Raw genomic sequence first — 18,845 nt, 5'->3', positions numbered from 1 at the left:
GGAGACCCAGGCGGACGACTCGCTGGCTCCGCCGCGGACTCCCGCGACCGCTTCGCTGCCGCCGTCGCCCTCGCTGGCTCCGGCATGGCGCGGTCCGCGCGGTCCCGGGAAACACGAACGCCCTCCCGGGTCTGCGTTTCCGCAGTCCGGGAGGGCGTCGATGGCGGTAGCGGAGGGATTTGAACCCTCGGTGAGTTTCCCCACACTCGCTTTCGAGGCGAGCTCCTTCGGCCGCTCGGACACGCTACCGAGAGAGAGCTTAGACCATCGCGGGCCGTGGACAGAAATCGGTTCTCAGCGGGTGCGGAAGAAGGCCGTCAGGCGACCGGCGCAGACGTCCTCCAGGACGCCCTGGACGACCTCGGGGCGGTGATTGAGCCGACGGTCGCGTACGACGTCCCAGAGGGAGCCCGCCGCGCCGGCCTTCTCGTCGCGGGCCCCGTAGACCACCCGGTCCACGCGGGACTGCACCAGGGCGCCCGCGCACATCGTGCAGGGCTCCAGGGTGACGACCAGGGTGCAGCCGGTCAGCCGCCACCGGCCGAGGGCCGCTGCGGCCCTGCGCAGGGCCAGGACCTCGGCGTGGGCGGTCGGGTCGCCGGTCGCCTCGCGTTCGTTGTGGCCCGTGGCGAGCAGGGTGCCGTCCGGGCCGAGCACGACGGCGCCGACCGGCACATCGCCGGCCGGCGCCGCCAGATCGGCCTCGGCCAGGGCGCGGCGCATGTGCGCCCGCCACGGGTCTCGCACGGGGTCGTACGGTTCCTGCGGTCCTTGCGGGTGCGGTGGTTCGCTCACCCGCGGACCTTAACGGACGGTCTCCAGGACCTCGGCCGCGCCCAGCGCGTCCGCGATCTCCGCCATGGCGTCCGTGCGCAGCATCAGCAGCTCGGCCTCGGGGAGCCCGAGATCGGCCAGGATCCGGGTGTCGCCGAGCGGGCCGGCCGGTACGGCGTCGGCGTCGGGTCCGTCGTCATCGTCGTCGGCGGTGTCGTTGTCGTTGTCGGGGGTCGTGTCCGGGTCGCCGTCCTCCGTGTCGTCGAGGCCGACGAGCTCTTCGAGGGCGGCAATCGTGTCCTCGGCCCCGGGTTCGCGGCCGAGCAGTTCGTCGGTGAGCAGGATCTCTCCGTACGAGGAACGGGCGGCGGCGGTGGCGTCCGAGACGAAGATGCGGGGATCGTCCTCACCGTCCACCCGGACGACGCCGAACCAGGCGTCCTCCTGTTCGATGAAGACGAGCACCGTGTCCTCGTCCACCGAGGCATCACGGGCCAGATCCGTCAGGTCGGACAGGGTCTCCACATCGTCGAGTTCCGTGTCGCTCGCTTCCCACCCGTCTTCGGTGCGCGCGAGCAGTGCGGCGAAGTACACCGTGACTCTCCCACTGGTCATAGGGGTGTCGGTCCGGCGGGAGGGCAGCCGGTGGTCCGGCCGTCCTGGGTCCCGCCCATCGGAATCGTGGCAGAAACAATGGCTCCGCGAGAGGAGTTCGGCCGTTGCGTCGGCCATCAGTTCTCCTGGACGCCGCCACCAGGGGGATGCCGGGGGCCGTCCGGCTACCAGCGGAAGGTGCGCATGCGCATGGCCTGGCGCATCCGGGCCGCCCTCGCGCGGCGGGGCTGCACCCGGTCGCGGAGCGCCTTCGCCTCGTGGAGCTCGCGCAGGAACTGGGCGCGCCGCCTGCGGCGTGCCGCGTCGCGCTCCTCCAGGTCCTGCTGGACCTCCGCTTCCTGCGGGACCGGCTGGTCCCGCTTCCGCTTTTCGCCGTCCGGCATCGGCTCATCACCCCAAGGCTGGGTCGTCTGCCCCCACCTTCCCCCCGAACATGCGGTTGATGCCAGCGCACGGGTGCGGGAGGCACGGTTACTGTTGAACCCATGCGGATCCACGTCGTCGACCACCCACTGGTCGCGCACAAGCTCACCACCCTGCGCGACAAGCGCACCGACTCCCCGACCTTCCGGCGGCTCGCCGACGAGCTGGTCACCCTGCTCGCCTACGAGGCCACCCGGGATGTGCGCACCGAACAGGTCGACATCGAGACCCCGGTCACACCGACGACCGGTGTGAAGCTGTCGCACCCGCGGCCGCTGGTCGTGCCGATCCTGCGGGCCGGCCTCGGCATGCTCGACGGCATGGTGCGGCTGCTGCCGACCGCCGAGGTCGGCTTCCTGGGCATGATCCGCAACGAGGAGACGCTCAAGGCGGAGACGTACGCCACCCGGATGCCGGAGGACCTCTCGGGCCGCCAGGTGTACGTCCTGGACCCGATGCTGGCCACCGGCGGCACGCTGGTCGCGGCCATCAAGGAACTGATCGAGCGCGGTGCGGACGACGTCACCGCCGTCGTGCTGCTCGCGGCGCCCGAGGGCGTCGAGGTGATGGAGCGCGAGCTGGCGGGTACGCCGGTGACCGTCGTCACCGCCTCGGTCGACGAGCGGCTCAACGAGAACGGCTACATCGTCCCGGGCCTCGGTGACGCGGGCGACCGGATGTACGGCACGGTCGACTAGACAGGCCTTGCGCGTACGGCTGCCGGGACGTCCCGGCAGCCGTCAGCAGGCCGACGGTGCGGGGGCCGGCTTCGTCAGGGCGGCGAGCGCCTCGGCCGCACCCCGGGGCGTGTTGAACGTCTTGAACTTCGTACCGAGAATCAGATCGACGTCCGCCGTCCTGCGGGCGTCGGTCTTCGGGGTGGCGCCCACCAACTGCGTACCGAGGACCGGGAACGAGCCGTTCGTGGCCGAAGGGGCGCCCAGCAGCACCCCGGGGCCGGGGACCTTCTTGTCGTACGCGGCCGGGGCGTTCCCCACCTTGCCGATGGTGAAGCCGCGCTTCTTCAGTTCGTCGGCGGCCTGCTTGGCGAGCCCGCTGCGCGGCGTCGCGTTGTAGACATTGACGGTGATCTTCGCGGGCTCCGGCAGCGCCTTCGCGGGCGCGGACGGCTTCGCGGAGGGGCAGTCCGTCCTCTGGTCGGCGGCGCTGGCCTTCCGGTCGCCGCCGGTGAAGACGTCGATGAGCTGCATCGTGCCCCATCCGGCCAGCCCGAGGGCGACCACGGAAGCGGTGGCGGCGAGGATCAGTCTGCCGCGGCGCGGGGGGCGGCGCATCCGCGGGTACTTGTCGCCTGTGATGCGGTACTTTCCGCCCATGCCGGGGGGAGTGAGCATGCTCATGGGCGCAGCGTAGTGCGACCCGGTGATGATGCCTACTAAATGATCAATGGATCGCACCCGTCCGAGTGCGAATGCACCCGAACGAACCCCGGACGGGCCCTGGGCCTCGCGGGGTCTCGTCGGTCCTGCCGGTCCCGGGGGCCGGAAGCACCGCGGCTCCGTGGACGGAACCCGCGTCGGTCAGCCGAGTTCGAGCACGCGGGCGTGCAGCACCTGGCGCTGCTGAAGCGCGGCGCGGACCGCGCGGTGCAGTCCGTCCTCCAGGTAGAGGTCGCCCTGCCACTTCACGACGTGCGCGAACAGGTCCCCGTAGAACGTCGAATCCTCGGCGAGGAGGGTTTCGAGATCCAGGTTGCCCTTGGTGGTCACCAGCTGATCGAGGCGGACCGGGCGCGGCGCGACATCCGCCCACTGCCGGGTGCTTTCCCGGCCGTGGTCGGGATATGGCCGCCCATTTCCGATGCGCTTGAAGATCACACGGAAAGCCTACCGGGCAAGAGCCTCCGGGCGCAGCCATGGGGCGGGACTGCGATGCTGTCGAGAACGCCATAAACGCAGGCATTCCGGAACGGGGCACCGATGAGTGACAGCCCGAGTGACAACCCGAGCGACAGCTTGACGGACAGCTTGACGGGCGACGTCGGTACGGACGACGGCCGTACGGGCGGCGGTGTCCTGCCGGAGCCGGCCCGGGAGATCGCCGCCGGGTACACCGTCTCCGGGGCCGCCCTCGATCTGGGCGCGCTGCTCTGGGACGGCAACTGCCTGCCGGACGCGCGGATCCGCATCTCGCCGGCGATGCTCAACCGGCACGGACTCGTCGCGGGTGCCACCGGAACCGGGAAGACCAAGACGCTCCAGCTGATCGCCGAACAGCTCTCGGCGGACGGTGTCCCCGTCTTCCTCGCCGACATCAAGGGCGATGTCTCGGGCATCGCCGCCCCCGGCACGCCGGGGGACCGGGTCACCGCACGCGCCGGACAGGTGGGGCAGACCTGGGAGCCCAAGGGTTTTCCGTGCGAGTTCTACGCGCTCGGCGGCATCGGTCCCGGCATTCCGCTGCGCGCGACGGTCACCAGCTTCGGACCCGTACTCCTGTCCAAGGTCCTCCAGCTCAACCGGACGCAGGAACAGTCGCTCGGCCTGATCTTCCATTACGCCGACGCCAAGGGCCTGGAGTTGCTGGACCTCAAGGACCTGCGGGCCGTGGTCGCGTTCCTCGTCTCGGACAGCGGAAGGGCCGAACTCAAGGAGATCGGCGGCCTCTCCACGGCGACCGCGGGGGTGATCCTGCGGTCGGTCACCGCCTTCGAGCAGCAGGGGGCGGGCGACTTCTTCGGCGAGCCGGAGTTCGACACGGCCGAGTTGCTGCGGCAGGCGCCGGACGGGCGCGGGCTCGTCTCCGTACTGGAACTGGCGGCGGTGCAGGACAGGCCCCAGCTCTTCTCCACCTTCCTGATGTGGCTGCTCGCCGACCTCTTCCACGATCTGCCGGAGGTCGGCGACCTCGACCGGCCGAAGCTCGTGTTCTTCTTCGACGAGGCGCACCTGCTCTTCGACGGGGCCTCGAAGGCGTTCCTGGAGTCGATCACCCGGACCGTGCGGCTGATCCGCTCCAAGGGCGTGGGCATCTTCTTCGTCACGCAGACGCCGCGCGATGTGCCCGCGGAGGTGCTGGCGCAGCTCGGGAACCGGGTGCAGCACGCCCTGCGCGCCTTCACCCCGGACGACGCGAAGGCGTTGCGGTCGACGGTGAAGACGTTCCCGGACTCGCCCTACGACCTGGAGGAGGTGCTGACCCGGCTGGGCATCGGCGAGGCCGTGATCACGGTGCTGAGCGAGAACGGCGCGCCGACACCCGTCGCCGCGACCCGGCTGCGGGCGCCGCAGTCGCTGATGGGGCCGTATCCGGCGGCGGATCTCGACGCGGCCGTGAAGGGCTCGTCGCTGTACGGGCGTTACGCGCAGGCGGTGGACCGGGAGTCGGCGTACGAGAAGCTGAGCGCGGGGCAGGAGGCGGAGCGGCGGGCCGCCGAGGCGGAGGCCGCGGACCGGGCGGCGGTGGCGGACGCGGTGCGCGGGGAGCGGGCGCGCGGGGCCGGGAAGGCGGCCGAGGAGAAGGACGCCTCGCTGGTCGAGCAGGTGGTGGGGAGCGGGATGTTCCGGTCGCTGGCCCGGTCCGTCGGGACGCAGCTGGGCCGGGAGATCTCGCGGTCGCTCTTCGGTACGGCCCGCCGCCGGCGGTAGGCGGGGGCCGCTGCGGACGGCCGGCGTACGGGCCGTTGTTTCCCGGTGGTGCTACTGCTCGGCGGCGCGCTTGGCCGCCTTGGCCGCCTGCTTCGCGTGCTGCTTGTACGCGCGGACCTCGGCGAGCGACTCCGGGCCCGTGATGTCGGCGACCGAGCGGTGCGAGCCGGCCTCGCCGTACGGCCCCGCCGCCTCCCGCCAGCCCGTCGGCCGGACCCCGAACTGCTTGCCCAGCAGCGCCAGGAAGATCTGCGCCTTCTGGGTGCCGAAGCCGGGCAGCGCGTTCAGCCGTTTCCGCAGCTCCGCCCCGTCGGACACATCGGTCCACACCGCGCTCGCGTCGCCGTCGTACTCCGCCACCAGGTACTGGCACAACTGCTGGACCCGCTCGGCCATCGAGCCGGGGTAGCGGTGCAGGGCGGGCTTCGCGGTGAACAGCTCGGTGAACGCCTCCGGGTCGTAGGCGGCGATCTCCTGTGCGTCCAGGTCGTCCCCGCCCATCCGCTGCGCCAGGGAGTACGGGCCGGAGAAGGCCCACTCCATCGGCACCTGCTGGTCCAGCAGCATGCCCACCAGAGCGGCGAGCGGGCTGCGCCCGAGGAGCTCGTCCGCCTTCGGCTCCTGGGCGATCCGCACGGTGACGGGCTGGTCCTCGTTGCTCTTGGTCATGCCATTGATCATCCCGACGGCGGTGCGGCCCGGCCACCCCACTGCCTCCCGGTGCAGCCGTTTGCCGTACGGACGGACCGGGTGCCCGAAGGGGCAGGACCGGCTGCCCCCGGCCGGCGGAGTCCGGGCTGGACGGGGGCAGTGGGGCGTCGTGAAGGTGGAGTGGTGAGGCCATCACGACGCGCCTTCGACCGGGGCGCGGGCAGGGAGATGCGGGCAGGGGAGATGACGATGCACGCACAGGAATGGGACCAGGAGCACGACCACGAGCGGGATCACGGGCACGGGCACGACGAACCCGTGCACGCGTCGAGGGCGGACAGGGGCCGGGAGCCGGCGGACACCCCGCACCTCTTCCGGGCGGCGGCGGCCGGGCGGGCCGACGTGGTCGGGGCCGGCGGGATGAGCGTGCTCCAACGGGCGGTCGGCAACAGCGCCGTGGGGTCGATGCTCCAGCGCAAGGAGGAGGAAGAGCGCTCCCCCGTGCACGATGTGGTCTCGTCGGGCGGAGGGCAGCCCCTGGACACCGAGACCCGGGCCGATCTGGAGGGGCGGATGGGCGCGGACTTCTCCGACGTACGCATCCACACGGACTCCGCCGCCCACGAGTCCGCGAAGGGCGTGGGTGCCCACGCGTACACGGTCGGCAACAACGTGGTCTTCCAGCGGGACGCCTACGATCCGTCCTCGTCGCAGGGCCGCACCACGCTGGCCCATGAGCTGACCCATGTGATCCAGCAGCGCAACGGCCCGGTGGAGGGCACCGAGGCGCCGGGCGGCATCCGGGTCAGCGACCCCTCCGACCGGTTCGAGCGGGAGGCCGTCGCGAACGCCGACCGGGTGCTCGCGGCCCCGGCCCCGGCTCCCGCTTCGGATTCGGCTCCCGCCCCGGCTCCGGCGGCGTCCGTGCAGCGGGCCGCGACGGAGGACGAGGACGAGCAACCGGCCGATGTGCAGGGCTCTTTCGTGCAGCGGGCGGAGGCGGGCGCCGAGGAGGAGGAAGAGGCTCCGCCCGAGTGACGGGGCTTTCGACGGACGGGCACCCGGCGGTCGGTCGGGCTCTCGGCGGACGGGCGCGGCGGACGGGTGCCTCGTGGCCCGTCCGCCGGTCGTGCCGGTCCGCCGCGTCCCTCCGCTCGCCGCTCAGTCCGCCGTGTCCGTCTTCATCGTGCCGCCGAGGAACAGCGACTCCGAGCACCGCGAGGGCGTGGGCGCGTTCACCGGCTTGCCCACCTTCCGGCAGTCGACGGTCATCGTGACCTTGCCCTTGGCGGGCACCAGGATCGGCGTGACGAAGTGGTAGTCGGAGTCGCGGAAGTTCTCCAGCGCCAGCCGGAGCACGGGCGCGTCCCGGCCCGAGGAGACCACGAGCGTGCCCGCGTCGCCCTGCGGGTTCTGAACCACGATGTCGGTCAGCTGGAAGGTGTGCCCGGCGGGCACCTGGAGGGCCGTCGAGGTGTTCGACCCGCCGCCCACCGAGTCCCTGACCTGCACCTGAGCACTGGTCGGGGCCGCGGCGCCCGCGTCCGAGGACGCGCCGGGGCTCGGTGAGGGGCTGGGCTTCGGCGAGCCGCCGTCGGCCCCGGAGGAGTCGCCGCCGCCCGAACTCGCGCCACCCGAACTCGCGCCGCCCGAGGCGCCCTTGTCGGGAGCCTTGCTCTTGTCGGCCGCGGCCGCGGACCGTACCACGTCCGGTGTGACCGCCTCCCTGGCCGCCGACTTCACGGCCGGGCGCAGCAACGCGTACCAGAGCCCCACCAGCGCGATCAGCAGCACGGCCGCGGTGATCAGTGCCCGGGGGAGCCAGCGCGGCAGTATCGGCTCCTGCTGGTACGTGCCGTCCACGACCACGGGTGCGACCGGGGCCTGGTCCTCGGCCACGTCCGGGGTGGCGACCAGCTGGAAGGGGTGCGTGACCGGGATGCCGCGCCACACCCGCTTCGCGGGCCGGACCCGCACCTTCCCGAACTCCGCCCGCCCGGGGGCGATCCGCAAGGTGTCCGCCGCGAACGAGACCCGCGCCCGCTCCGTACCCGACTGGGCTCCCAGCCGTACGGTGACCGGGACGTTCCCCCGGTTGTCGACGGCGAGCTGATGCCGCCCGCGCCAGGCTCCGTGCGAGCTGCGCGGTACGAGTTCGGCGGTGGTCTCGGTGAAGGGCAGTACGGTCACCCGCCCCTCGGGCACCACCGTGTCGCCCTGTTCGCTGGTGGGCACCACCCGTATCCCGAAGGGCGTCTCCCCGGCGAGCACGGTCGAGTCGCGGGGCGGACGCAGCATGAGGGAGACCGTCTGCGAGTCTCCCGGATACAGGGACAGCGTCGCCGGCTCGACCGTCGACCAGGCGGCACACGCGCCGACCACCTCGAAGCGGTACTCCTCGACGGTGCTGCCGGAGTTGAGGATCCGCAGGGGGAGGGCCGTCTCCTCGCCGGGTGCGGCGCTGACGGACGAATCGTCGAGGCTTGCCGTGAGACTCATACGGCGCACCGTAGGTTCGCCACTGAAGGCCGACATCGGCCGTGAAGGAACACTTCCGGGCAGATTCCGTGCCCGGATCGGCTTTTTTGTTTCCCTGTAAGGAAACACGGGCATCTTTTGACCGCCTCAGACGAGTGAGGCATACGAAAACAGCCGTGCTGGTTGTGATCGACGTGACGCCATCGGCTGTTGCCCAGGGGGAGCATTGCCATGGAGCGCATCACTGTCGCGTTAAGGGCCCAGGATCCGATCTCGCAAGCGGGCGTGGCCAGTCAGTTACGTACCCGGCCCGAAGTCAGTGTGACGGAGTGGGGAGAGGGCGACGACTCCCCTCAGATCGTGATCGTCGTCGTGGACACGGTCGACGAAGCGGTGCTGACGATGCTGCGCCACATCCAGCGCACCAGCGTCTCGCGCACCGTCCTGGTCACCACGGACATCGACGAGCAGAAGCTGGTGAGCGCCGCGGAGTGCGGGGTCGCCGGTGTGGTCAGGCGCTCCGAGTCGACCCCGGAACATCTGGTGCAGGTCATAGGGACGGTGGCACGGGGCGAGGGCCACCTCCCCTCCGACCTGCTGGGAAGGCTCCTTGAGGAGGTGGGCCGCCTCCAGGGGCAGGTGCTCGGCCCACGCGGGCTGCACTTCACCGGTCTCGCGGCGCGCGAGGTGGATGTGCTGCGGCTGGTCGCGGAGGGGTACGACACCGCGGACATCGCGACGAAGCTGGCCTACTCCGAGCGCACCATAAAGAACGTGCTGCATTCGGTGATGACCCGGCTGCAGCTGCGGAATCGGTCGCACGCGGTGGCGTACGCGATGCGGCAGGGGCTGATCTGAGCCTGCCCGCCCAAGGGCGCGGGGTACGGGTGCGCGTACGGCGCTGCCGCGCGCGGCGCGGGCGGGTACGGCACCGCGGTGGACACCCCGCTGCACTTTCGGGCAGCGGGGCCTTCCCGAGGGTGTGACTCCCGCACCGCTGTGCGTCCGCCGCCGGTGCAGGACCCTGACGTCCGGCGTGCCGATCGTCCGGTGTGCCGATCGGGCGAGGGTGGGGGAGGACTTCCGTGCGCTGGTTCCAGCCGCTTCGGCGGGTGCCGCGGCCGCGGCGGGACGGATCGGCCCGGACCCGGCCGTCCACTTCACGCCGCGCTCTCGGCGCGCTCCGTGTCCCGGCGCTCGCGCTGCTCCTCGTGGCCACCGGCATCGCGCCCGGTTCGGCCGTCACCACCGGTGCGCCCCAGGCCGCGGTGCCCGAACCCTGGGTCACGCCCGCCGAGTTCACCGACGCGGTCGACCCCGGCGGCTCCACGGGCGTGGCCAAGCAGGTGCGTACGCCCGCGATTCCGCCGAGGCCTGACGTGGTCCTGCTGGTGGACGGCACGGGCAGCATGGGCGATCCGATCGGCGATGTGCAGAAGGGCCTGAAGGACATCACGGCGAAGGTCCGTGCGCAGCAGTCGGATTCCCGCTTCGCCGTGGCCACCTACGGGGACGAGAAGGACGACCCGACGGCGGAGTTCGCTGTCCTCCAAGGGCTGACAACGAACCTGGACGATGTGCAGAAGGGTGTCGGCAAACTGGACACCTCCCGCGGATACAAGAGCAAAGGTCCGTCGGAGGACTGGATCTACGCGCTGTGGAAAGTGGCCAACGGCGCGGACGGCGGTACGGAATTCCGCGAGGGCGCCAGTCCGGTCGTGGTCCTGGTGGGCGACGCGTCGAGCCACAACCCCAGCAACAAGATCCCCTACGAGGAAGCGGTCTTCGCCCTCCAGGACAAGGGGGTACGGGTCATCGCCGTCGATGTGACGACCGAGAACGGCGACGGGCTCAACGGCGACGGATACAGCAGCCCCACCTACCAGGACCCGTACCACGAGCCCGACCAGGCCAAGCGGATCGTCGAGGCCACCAATGGCCGCATGCTGAACGGAATTCCCGGCGATGGCGTCACCGACGCCATCATCGAAGGCTTCAACAACCTTCCCACCAACGTGAGCTACCGCCTGGACAACTGCGATCCGCATCTGTCCGTCAGCCTCGACCCGCCCACCCAGCAGCTCACCAGCGGCGACACCGCGCACTTCGCGGAGAACATCGACGTCTCCGCGGACGCGCCCCAGGGCACCCGGCTGAGCTGCACCGTCCAGTTCCTGATGGGCACCCAGGTCCCGGGTGCGGAAACGATCGGGCCGGCCGCGGCCGCCGACCCGGACTTCCAGGAACAGATCGACATCGACGTGAACGACATCGACGCACCCGTCGTCACCGTGGACGATCTGACCGTCCGGGCCAAGGACAGGAACGGCGCGCGCGTGACGTACACCGCCACCGCGGAGGACGCCACCGACGGCACGCTCCCGGTGACCTGCAGCCCCGCCTCCGGTTCGCTCTTCCCGGTCGGCCGCACCGCGGTGACCTGCTCGGCGACCGACTCGGTGGGCAATACGGGGACGGACACGGCGGAGATCGAGGTCCTGGAGGCCCCCGTCCCGCCCTCGGCGGATGTGGCGATGAAGGTCGATGTCAGTCCGGACCGTACGTACACCGGCCGCCCGGCCCGTGCCCGCTTCACCGTCACCAACGCCGGTCCGGACCCGGCGACCGGTGTGGTCATCGGTTCCGCCTGGCCGAAGCCGTCCAAGGGGAAGGACCGCAGCCTGCCCGCCCTGACCCGCTGCACGGCGGCGAAACCGTGCACCATCCCGGCCGGCGGCCGCATCGAGGTGACCCAGACCGCGACGTACCGCGCGGCGATCACCGGGGACGTACGGGCCACCGTGCGCGGCACGCTGCCGGACCGCCGCGAGGCCGACAACCAGGACACCGACCGGCTGCGCGTCCTGAAGCCCTCGCTGACCGTCACCCCGCAGGTGGCCAAGCCGGGCCAGCCGGTGCTGGCCCGCGGCAAGGACTACCCGCCGGGCGCGACCGTACGTTTCACGTGGAACACCGGGATCACTCCCGGAGGAGCGACCGCCACGGTGGGCCGCGACGGCACCTTCGAGGTGCAGGTCCTGGTCCTGCGCAAGGACAAGCTGGGTCCACGCGAGCTGAGGGCGGACTCGCGCGACCTCGCCCGGCTGAAGAAACCGGTCCTGGTGGTGCAGCGGAATCTCCAGCCACCGGACTTCGCGGGCCGCGCATGAGTGCCGGTGAGCACACGGGAGTGATCGGGTGATCCACGAGGTCGACGACGTACTGAGGGCGCTGATCAGGGCGGAGGTGCTCGGAGGCGGCCAGATCGCGGTGGTCTTCGACGCCCCGACCCGGGAGTGGGCGGCGAAGGTCAACGCGCCCATGGTCAACCTGTACCTCTACGACATCCGCGAGGACATGCGCAGGCGCGAGCGGGGTCTGCACAACGACTACGACGAGCGGGGCACGATCGTCGCCCGCCGCCGCCCGCCCCGGTTCTTCAAGCTGTCGTACCTGATCACGGCATGGACGAAGCGCCCGGAGGACGAGCACCGGCTGCTCTCCTCGCTGCTGGGCTGTCTACTGCGTTACGAGGCGCTGCCGCCGGAGCGGCTGGCGGGCACCCTGGCCGAGATCGGGGCGCCCGTACCGATGTCGATCGCGCTGCCGCCGCCGGAGGACCGCTCGTTCGCCGATGTGTGGAGCGCGTTGGGCGGGGAGCTGAAGCCCTCGCTCGACCTGGTCGTCAGCGTGCCGGTGACGGCGTCGCCGAGCTATGTGGTCGGGCCGCCGGTCGGGGACGAGGGGTTGCAGACCCGCTTCGGGGACGTACCCGAGGGGGCCGAGCCGGTGTCGGAACCGATGCCGGGGCGCGGGGGTCTCCCGGTGTACGGCGGCCGCCCGGGACGGCCGGGCGGGGGCGCCGCCGCCCGCATCCCCGACGCGGAACGGCGACGCGGTCTGTCCCTCCGCATCACGGAGACCCGGAAGGCCCGGGGCACCCGCACGGAAACCCGGAAGGCCCCCACGGAGGACAGCGCCGAATGACGACCGCGGGTGATCCGAACCTCCGCCATCTCCTCGCCCGCGCGGTGGCGGTGGAGCAGCGCATCCGACGGGCGGTCGAGGCCCGGCAGCTCACCGATCCGGACCCGGACGACGCCTTCCGCGGCCTCTACCTGACGGACGAGAACATCGCCCGTCTGCTGGACGAGACCGAGGCCCGCGCCTTCCCGTACCCCGTACCGGACTCCGAGGAGGCGCCGGACTCCGGCGAAGCACCGGCGGAACGGTCCAGACTGACGTCCCTGGCGGGCGAGTTCGGCCTCACCGATCTCGACGTCGAGATCCTCCTCATCTCGCTCGTACCGGATCTCGACGACCGCTTCGAGGCGTTCTACGGCTACCTGAACGACGACGTCACCCGCCGCCGTCCGTCCATCGGCCTGGCGCTGGGCCTGTGCGGGCTGTCCCCAGCCGACCAGATGGCGCGCGGCCGGCTGTCGGCCCGTGCCCCGCTCCGCGAGGGCCGCCTCCTCCTGGTCGAGGACCTGGACCGGCCGTTCCTGACCCGGGCGCTGCGCGTCCCCGACCGGGTCACCGCGTACCTGCTGGGCGACGACACCCCCGACCCCCGGCTGGCCGATCTCCTCGCCCCCTGGCACGCCGTCCCGGGCGTCGGCGACCCGGCCCCGCTCGCCGGGGCGCTCGCCCACGGCGCCTCGCTGGCCTACCTCAGCGAGGACCAGGGCGGCGCGGGCACCGCCCTCGCGGCCGCCGCGCTGACCCGTGCGGGCCACCGGGTCCTGGGCCTGGACCTGGCGCGGCTGGCCGAGGACCCGTCACCGGCCGAGGCGGTCCGCTCCCTGGTCCGGGAGGCCCGGCTGACCGGTGCGGGCGTGGTCTGCGCCCCCCTCGACGCGGTCTCCCGCGAACACCCGGAGCTCCTCCGGCTGCTCACCGGCACCCCTGTCCCCACGGTCCTGGTGGGCCGGGCCCCCTGGGACGCGTCTTGGTCCGCCGCCCCACCCCTGCTCCTGCACGCCCCGCGCGTGGAACCCTCGACCAGAGCGGCCCTGTGGACCGAGGCGTACGACGCCCCCGTCCCCGGGACCATCGACGTGGACCGGCTGCTCTCGCCGTTCCTCCTCACCCCGGAACAGATCACCCGGGCCGCCCGGGGCGCCGCCCAGACCACCCACCTGGACGGCGGCACCCTCACCCCCGACCACGTCCGCCAGGGCGCCCGCGCCCAGAACGCGGCGGGCCTGGACCGACTGGCGCGCCGCATCGAACCCACCGTCACCTGGGACGACCTGGTCCTCCCGCCCGACACCCACGCCCAGCTCCGCGAACTCACCGCCCGTGCGAGACATCGCGACCGGGTCCTGGGGGAGTGGGGCATGCGCCCCGGCGGCGGCAGGGGGCGTGGTGTCTCCGCCCTCTTCGCGGGCGACTCGGGCACCGGCAAGACGATGTCGGCGGAGGTCATCGCCGCGGACCTGGGCCTGGACCTCTACACGGTCGACCTGGCGACGGTGATCGACAAATACGTGGGCGAGACGGAGAAGAACCTGGAACGCATCTTCTCGGAGGCGGCGGGCGTGAACGGAGTTCTCCTCTTCGACGAGGCGGACGCGATCTTCGGCAAGCGCTCCGACGTGAAGGACGCCCACGACCGCTACGCGAACGTCGAGAGCGCGTACCTCCTCCAGCGCATGGAGTCCTTCGACGGCCTGGCCATCCTCGCCACCAACCTCCGGGCCAACCTGGACGACGCCTTCACCCGCCGCCTGGACCTCGTCATCGACTTCCCGGTCCCGGACCCCGAACAGCGCCTCGTCCTCTGGGAGCGCTGCCTGGGCCCGGCACTTCCCCGGGGGAAGGACCTGGACCTCGCCTTCTGCGCGGAGAACTTCGAGCTGGCGGGCGGCAACATCCGCTCGATCGCGGTGACGTCCGCGTACCTGGCGGCGGACACGGGCGAGCCGGTGACGATGCCGACGCTGATCCACGCGATCCAGCGCGAGTACCAGAAGCTGGGCCGGCTGACCCTGGCGTCGGAGTTCGGCCCGTATCTGGAGCTGCTGGGCTGAGGCGGTGCGAAGCACGGGTGGTGCCCTTGCGCCGGACCGGAGTTGGCGCCACCGTGGGCGGGGGCCGGTCGGTGACCGGCCGGTTCCTCTCCGTACGGCGACGGGAGTCAGCGTGACCGCATTGCCTGTTCTGCCCCACGAACTGCACGGCGACGGCCCGCACAAGGTGATCGCGGTGCACGGCTGGCTCGCCGACCGCTCCGCGTACGCCCCCGTCCTGCCGGACCTCGACCTCGGCGCGTTCCAGTACGCGGTGGTGGACCTGCGGGGGTACGGCGAGGCACGGGACGCGGGGGGCTCGTACACCACGGCCGAGGGGGCCGAGGACGTACTCGCGCTGGCCGACCGGCTCGGCTGGGAGCGGTTCTCGCTGATCGGCCACTCGATGGGCGGCTCGGTCGTCCAGCGGACGCTGGCCGCCGCGCCGGAGCGGGTGCGCCGCATCGTCGGGGTCTCGCCCGTCCCCGCGTCCGGCCTGCCGCTCCCGCCCGAGCAGTGGGAACTCTTCGCCGCGGCTGCGCACACCCCGCAGAACCGGCGGATCATCCTCGACACCACCACCGGAGGCCGACGCCCGGCAGCCTGGCTGGACCGCATGGTGAGCCGCTCGGTCGCATGCAGCGACGCCAAGGCGTTCCGGGCCTGGCTGGACTCCTGGGCGGGTGAGGACTTCCACGACCGGATCGAGGGTTCGCCCGTACCCGCTCTCGCCGTCGTGGGCGCGCTCGACCCGGCACTCTCCGCCGAACTGCAGCGCGACACCTGGATGCGCTGGTTCCCCCGGGCCGAACTGGTGGAGCTGCCGTCGTGCGGCCACTACGCGATGGACGAGGCCCCGCTCGACCTGATCCGCGCGGTGGAGGACTTCCTGCGGGCGGACGTGGACGCGGAGGCAGCCGAGGGCGCGGAGGCATGACCGGGTCCGGGGCCGGGTTCGGAGCCGTGCCGGATGTCTTCGACCCCAGGCAGTACGGGCGAGGCATCCCCCACGACCACTACCGCCACCTGCGCGACCACCACCCCGTGGCGTGGCAGGAGGAGCCGGAGGTGCTCGGCTGGCCGGCGGGCCCCGGCTTCTGGGCGGTCACCCGGCACGAGGACGTGGTCCGGGTCCTGAAGGACTCCTCGGCGTACTCCTCGTACCTGGGCGCCACCCAGATCCGCGACCCGGACCCCGCCGACCTCCCGTTCATCCGCCGCATGATGCTCAACCAGGACCCGCCGCACCACCGACGCCTGCGCGTACTCGTCAGCCGCGCCTTCACCCCGAAGCGCATCGACCGCTTCGAGGGCGTCGTCCGCGAACGCGCCCACTCCCTGCTCACCCGGGCGGTCACCGAGGCACGGGCCGGCGACGGCACCTGCGACCTCGTCACCCGGGTCACCGACGACTACGCCCTGCTCAACCTCACCGATCTGCTCGGCGTCCCGGACACCGATCGCGCGCTCCTCCTCCACTGGACCCGGCGCGTCATCGGCTACCAGGATCCGGACGAGGCCGGAACACCATCGCTCGGCCCGGACGGCAGCCCGGTCAATCCCCGCTCCCCCTCCTCACTCCGCGACATGTTCGACTACGCGCACGCCCTGGCCGCCCACAAGCGCCGCCACCCCGCCGACGACGTCATGACGTCCCTGGCCACGGACCCCGAACTGACCGCACCCGAGCTGGAGATGTTCTTCTTCCTGCTGGTGATCGCCGGAAACGACACGGTACGCAGCGCGGCCCCCGGAGGCCTGCACCTCCTCGCGGAGAACCCCGGGGCGTACCGCCGCCTGCGCAACGGCGAGGCGGGGTTCGCGACAGCCGTGGACGAACTCCTCCGCCGCCACCCCCCGGTCCTGACCTTCCGTCGCACGGCCACCCGGGACACGGAGCTGGCCGGCACCCGCATCCGCACCGGCGACAAGGTGGTCGTCCTCCACGCCTCCGCCAACCACGACGAACGCGTCTTCCCCGCCCCGTTCGCCCTGGACCTCACCCGCACCCCCAACCCCCACGTCTCCTTCGGCGACGGCCCGCACGTCTGCCTGGGCGCCCACTTCGCGCGCTTGCAGCTACGGGTGCTGTACGAGGAGACGTGCCGCGTCCTTCCGGCGTCGCTCGAACCGGCGGGGTCACCGGGGCGCCTGGTGTCGAACTTCATCAACGGGTTGAAGTCGCTGCCGGTGCGGGTGGCGGATGCTTGACGGCAATTGCCTGGTGGGTTCTGTCTGCGTTGCACGGCGTCACAGGGCCGGTTCCCGTTCGGGGTCTGCCGGGATCATTCCCCGGTTGATGAGGGCACGGTAGCCCCCGTGCCGGTCAGTGTAGGACTCCACGAAGTCTGCTTCCACCGCGAACAACGGCACCACACGCAGCAAACCGACATTGGTGACTGGCGCGGGGAAACGGAAGCCGTAGACCGAATCCCAGTCTATGAGCATGGCCATCGAGAACCGTGGGAACAGCGGGAGTGAGACATTCGTAAGGATCTGTCCGTCACGGAAAGGGAGGCCGTTCTCCAGTGGCACCGAAGCCAAATCGGTCAGCGCTTTGGCCAGGGCTGTGGTGGTGACTTCGTCCATTATTCCCGTGACTTCCATGGCCAGTTCGCATGGGAAATCAGCACAGAGTTCCTCTGAGCCGAATCCGGCAGTCCCCAGCAATGTCAGGTTGTCTGCCGGGTCCAGCTGTTCGGTTTCGTCCGGAAGATAGACCACCACGGTGGCTTCGCCGGGGGGAGACCCCCTGCGGGAGAGCTGCAACGTATGAGTCGGTGGGTCATACAGCTCCGTGTATGCGGCGAGGACTGAAGAGATGAATTCTTGGCTGTGCTCAGCTGTGTTCCCACCATGATTCGTGACTTCCGCGTTCCTTGCTTGGCAGCTCGTATCGCTCGGCCGATGATCCGCTTGCCGCTGACTCATCCTCGTGCTCGGGCCCGTGGTAGCTGGACGGTCGCTGGTTCCAGGCACGATTCTCCTCCCGGGTCTGTTTGTGTCCTGTTCTGTTCCAGTGACCCGAAGCTCCCGGCGAGGCATGCCCAAGAATTGCCTTTGGGAACAGGAAGTCCGGATAGCTCGCGGGGTTCACGACGCTCTGATAATGGGCGTGTTGCTGGTGATATGCGGCGTTCGTCTTCTCGCTCGGTGTTGCGAGTTTGTAGGACCCTCCCGAGCCGATGCTTCCAAGCAGCCCTTTGCTCAGAATTTCGAGCCCAGCGGCTGAGGCCTTGCTCGGGTTTACATACCCGTACTTGTGCCGGTTATTCGGGTTGGTCTCGCGCCACTCGGCGACTGCAGGGTCGAAAGTGTTCTGACCCAGCGGATCGCTTCCGTGGGACTGCACGCGGAAGACGGCCCCCTTGTCGACCCAGGTTTGAACCGCTCTTTCCGCTGTCCGCTTCGATACGCCCAGAAAATCGGTCAGGGCGCGAGTGGTGAATGGGCTCGACTTGAAATTATTCTTGGCCTTCTGGAGGCGTTCGTCCGAGCCGTGGCCGAGGCGGTCCTGTACTGCGGCAACCGAACTGCGTAGCTCCTCCTGAGCCGCCGCGATTTCATCGCGTATCCGGTCGAGGACCGCACTTGCTGCCCCAGCCTTCGACTTGGTCTCATATTCGGCAAGAACAGATTTCAGAGAATTCAGATCGCTTTGCACCTTGGCAATATTACCAGCCGTGTCCGCGTCGTCTGGTTGGTCTTTCTTCGCTTGCTCCCGGTAACTCTCGATTGCCACGTCGACTGGATGCGGTCTGCTGGCGATCATCGGTACATAGTGCTGACCGGTTCGGGTGATCCACAAACGATGTGATTCGGTGCGCACGGTCCATGTGAGGTTTTTGCCGACCGGCCCTAATTCCTTCCTGTCGCCGGTTGGTGCTTTCGTTTCCTTCTTCCCGTCGTTGTCGGCGGAGGGATTTCGTATTTTTCTCCACAGGCTCTTTCCTGCTTTGACGATGAAGCCCACGATTTTGTCGATGGCGCGGTTGACGGGGCGGGAGACGGCGTGGAAGACGCTTTTGACCTTGTTGGCGAGGGAGCCGATGCCGAGGAGTGAGGCGAGGAAGCCGATGAGGAGCGGGACGCTGGCGGCGAGGGCGGCCTCGACCATCTTGGGGACGCCTGCCGCGCCGCCGTTGGCGATGGCGATGACGGCGTCGAGGACGGAGTTGACGAATTCGACGATCTGGGCGCCCTGGTTCACGATGAACGTGACGATGTCGATGATTCCCTTGACCGCGCGGACGAAGGCGGAGGCGGGGTTGAGGAGGGAGAT

At 70.6% G+C, this 18,845-nt stretch carries 17 protein-coding genes, 1 tRNA gene and 1 pseudogene; 9 read left to right on the top strand and 10 right to left on the bottom strand.

Going from position 1 to position 18,845, the window contains the following annotated elements:
* Positions 1-161 precede the first annotated feature (161 nt).
* From ACWCPY_RS41255 to ACWCPY_RS41240, 4 genes are all read right to left on the bottom strand, one after another.
* Positions 162-249: transfer RNA gene (locus ACWCPY_RS41255), tRNA-Ser, on the bottom strand.
* A 45-nt stretch (positions 250-294) separates the two neighbouring features.
* Positions 295-723 carry a tRNA adenosine(34) deaminase TadA gene (gene tadA, locus ACWCPY_RS41250; protein WP_451274050.1) on the bottom strand — a complete coding sequence of 143 codons (429 nt, stop codon included), beginning with the start codon at positions 721-723 and terminating at the stop codon, positions 295-297.
* A gap of 81 nt (positions 724-804) precedes the next feature.
* Complete coding sequence (locus ACWCPY_RS41245) at positions 805-1,368, bottom strand: tRNA adenosine deaminase-associated protein (protein WP_451274048.1); 564 nt, start codon at positions 1,366-1,368, stop codon at positions 805-807.
* A 185-nt stretch (positions 1,369-1,553) separates the two neighbouring features.
* Positions 1,554-1,772: a hypothetical protein gene (locus tag ACWCPY_RS41240; protein WP_451274044.1), complete on the bottom strand. Its 219-nt coding sequence runs from the start codon at positions 1,770-1,772 to the stop codon at positions 1,554-1,556.
* Positions 1,773-1,874: 102 nt separating this feature from the next.
* Between ACWCPY_RS41240 and upp the strand changes: the two genes are divergently transcribed.
* Positions 1,875-2,510, top strand: coding sequence for a uracil phosphoribosyltransferase (gene upp, locus ACWCPY_RS41235; RefSeq protein ID WP_329819946.1), 636 nt, complete (start codon positions 1,875-1,877; stop codon positions 2,508-2,510).
* 42 nt (positions 2,511-2,552) lie between these two features.
* Here the strand turns inward: upp and ACWCPY_RS41230 are convergent, their stop codons facing one another.
* Entirely contained in the window at positions 2,553-3,149 is a 597-nt protein-coding gene (locus tag ACWCPY_RS41230) for a LytR C-terminal domain-containing protein (RefSeq protein ID WP_451274046.1), read from the bottom strand.
* 204 nt (positions 3,150-3,353) lie between these two features.
* A complete protein-coding gene (locus tag ACWCPY_RS41225) occupies positions 3,354-3,650 on the bottom strand; it encodes a type II toxin-antitoxin system VapB family antitoxin (RefSeq protein WP_072488263.1) in 297 nt (98 codons plus the stop codon).
* A gap of 102 nt (positions 3,651-3,752) precedes the next feature.
* Between ACWCPY_RS41225 and ACWCPY_RS41220 the strand changes: the two genes are divergently transcribed.
* A complete protein-coding gene (locus tag ACWCPY_RS41220) occupies positions 3,753-5,420 on the top strand; it encodes a helicase HerA-like domain-containing protein (RefSeq protein WP_451274041.1) in 1,668 nt (555 codons plus the stop codon).
* Positions 5,421-5,471: 51 nt separating this feature from the next.
* Here the strand turns inward: ACWCPY_RS41220 and ACWCPY_RS41215 are convergent, their stop codons facing one another.
* The gene (locus ACWCPY_RS41215) at positions 5,472-6,089 is read right to left on the bottom strand and encodes an HhH-GPD-type base excision DNA repair protein (RefSeq protein WP_451274040.1); all 618 of its coding nucleotides are present in this window, start codon (positions 6,087-6,089) and stop codon (positions 5,472-5,474) included.
* A 231-nt stretch (positions 6,090-6,320) separates the two neighbouring features.
* Here ACWCPY_RS41215 and ACWCPY_RS41210 point away from each other — a divergent pair, with 231 nt between their 5' ends.
* Complete coding sequence (locus tag ACWCPY_RS41210; protein WP_451274038.1) at positions 6,321-7,109, top strand: eCIS core domain-containing protein; 789 nt, start codon at positions 6,321-6,323, stop codon at positions 7,107-7,109.
* A gap of 123 nt (positions 7,110-7,232) precedes the next feature.
* Here ACWCPY_RS41210 and ACWCPY_RS41205 read toward each other — a convergent pair whose 3' ends face one another.
* Complete coding sequence (locus tag ACWCPY_RS41205; RefSeq protein ID WP_451274036.1) at positions 7,233-8,570, bottom strand: COG1470 family protein; 1,338 nt, start codon at positions 8,568-8,570, stop codon at positions 7,233-7,235.
* A 210-nt stretch (positions 8,571-8,780) separates the two neighbouring features.
* Between ACWCPY_RS41205 and ACWCPY_RS41200 the strand changes: the two genes are divergently transcribed.
* The 6 genes from ACWCPY_RS41200 (at position 8,781) to ACWCPY_RS41175 (ending at position 16,774) form a co-directional block, all read left to right on the top strand.
* Positions 8,781-9,407 carry a response regulator transcription factor gene (locus tag ACWCPY_RS41200; RefSeq protein WP_451274034.1) on the top strand — a complete coding sequence of 209 codons (627 nt, stop codon included), beginning with the start codon at positions 8,781-8,783 and terminating at the stop codon, positions 9,405-9,407.
* Positions 9,408-9,634: 227 nt separating this feature from the next.
* Positions 9,635-11,719, top strand: coding sequence for a VWA domain-containing protein (locus ACWCPY_RS41195; protein ID WP_451274032.1), 2,085 nt, complete (start codon positions 9,635-9,637; stop codon positions 11,717-11,719).
* Positions 11,720-11,747: 28 nt separating this feature from the next.
* Positions 11,748-12,536 carry a DUF4255 domain-containing protein gene (locus tag ACWCPY_RS41190; protein ID WP_451274030.1) on the top strand — a complete coding sequence of 263 codons (789 nt, stop codon included), beginning with the start codon at positions 11,748-11,750 and terminating at the stop codon, positions 12,534-12,536.
* Positions 12,533-14,584 (top strand): ATP-binding protein, encoded by a 2,052-nt coding sequence (locus ACWCPY_RS41185; RefSeq protein WP_451274028.1) that lies wholly within the window; start codon positions 12,533-12,535, stop codon positions 14,582-14,584. Before ACWCPY_RS41190 ends, ACWCPY_RS41185 begins: the two co-directional genes overlap by 4 nt.
* 112 nt (positions 14,585-14,696) lie before the next feature.
* A complete protein-coding gene (locus tag ACWCPY_RS41180) occupies positions 14,697-15,500 on the top strand; it encodes an alpha/beta fold hydrolase (protein ID WP_451274026.1) in 804 nt (267 codons plus the stop codon).
* Positions 15,497-16,774 (top strand): cytochrome P450, encoded by a 1,278-nt coding sequence (locus tag ACWCPY_RS41175; RefSeq protein ID WP_451274024.1) that lies wholly within the window; start codon positions 15,497-15,499, stop codon positions 16,772-16,774. Before ACWCPY_RS41180 ends, ACWCPY_RS41175 begins: the two co-directional genes overlap by 4 nt.
* A gap of 39 nt (positions 16,775-16,813) precedes the next feature.
* On the opposite strand, the gene ACWCPY_RS41170 is transcribed toward ACWCPY_RS41175, so the two are convergent.
* Together ACWCPY_RS41170 and ACWCPY_RS41165 are read right to left on the bottom strand one after the other, a co-directional pair.
* Complete coding sequence (locus ACWCPY_RS41170) at positions 16,814-17,290, bottom strand: hypothetical protein (RefSeq protein WP_451274022.1); 477 nt, start codon at positions 17,288-17,290, stop codon at positions 16,814-16,816.
* A 112-nt stretch (positions 17,291-17,402) separates the two neighbouring features.
* Positions 17,403-18,845 (bottom strand): annotated as a pseudogene (locus ACWCPY_RS41165) (hypothetical protein); the annotation flags it as partial.

It is taken from the genome of Streptomyces sp. NPDC002403, from assembly GCF_053593015.1.
Note: the sequence above shows the minus strand (reverse complement) of the source record. Positions and strands in the feature narration are given on the sequence as shown.

Coding starts and splice junctions, on each gene's coding strand:
- tadA (WP_451274050.1), bottom strand. CDS start 723: ATGCGCCGCGCCCTGGCCGAGGCCGATCTGGCGGCGCCGGCCGGCGAT.
- ACWCPY_RS41240 (WP_451274044.1), bottom strand. CDS start 1,772: ATGCCGGACGGCGAAAAGCGGAAGCGGGACCAGCCGGTCCCGCAGGAA.
- upp (WP_329819946.1), top strand. CDS start 1,875: ATGCGGATCCACGTCGTCGACCACCCACTGGTCGCGCACAAGCTCACC.
- ACWCPY_RS41230 (WP_451274046.1), bottom strand. CDS start 3,149: ATGGGCGGAAAGTACCGCATCACAGGCGACAAGTACCCGCGGATGCGC.
- ACWCPY_RS41220 (WP_451274041.1), top strand. CDS start 3,753: ATGAGTGACAGCCCGAGTGACAACCCGAGCGACAGCTTGACGGACAGC.
- ACWCPY_RS41215 (WP_451274040.1), bottom strand. CDS start 6,089: ATGACCAAGAGCAACGAGGACCAGCCCGTCACCGTGCGGATCGCCCAG.
- ACWCPY_RS41210 (WP_451274038.1), top strand. CDS start 6,321: ATGCACGCACAGGAATGGGACCAGGAGCACGACCACGAGCGGGATCAC.
- ACWCPY_RS41205 (WP_451274036.1), bottom strand. CDS start 8,570: ATGAGTCTCACGGCAAGCCTCGACGATTCGTCCGTCAGCGCCGCACCC.
- ACWCPY_RS41200 (WP_451274034.1), top strand. CDS start 8,781: ATGGAGCGCATCACTGTCGCGTTAAGGGCCCAGGATCCGATCTCGCAA.
- ACWCPY_RS41185 (WP_451274028.1), top strand. CDS start 12,533: ATGACGACCGCGGGTGATCCGAACCTCCGCCATCTCCTCGCCCGCGCG.
- ACWCPY_RS41175 (WP_451274024.1), top strand. CDS start 15,497: ATGACCGGGTCCGGGGCCGGGTTCGGAGCCGTGCCGGATGTCTTCGAC.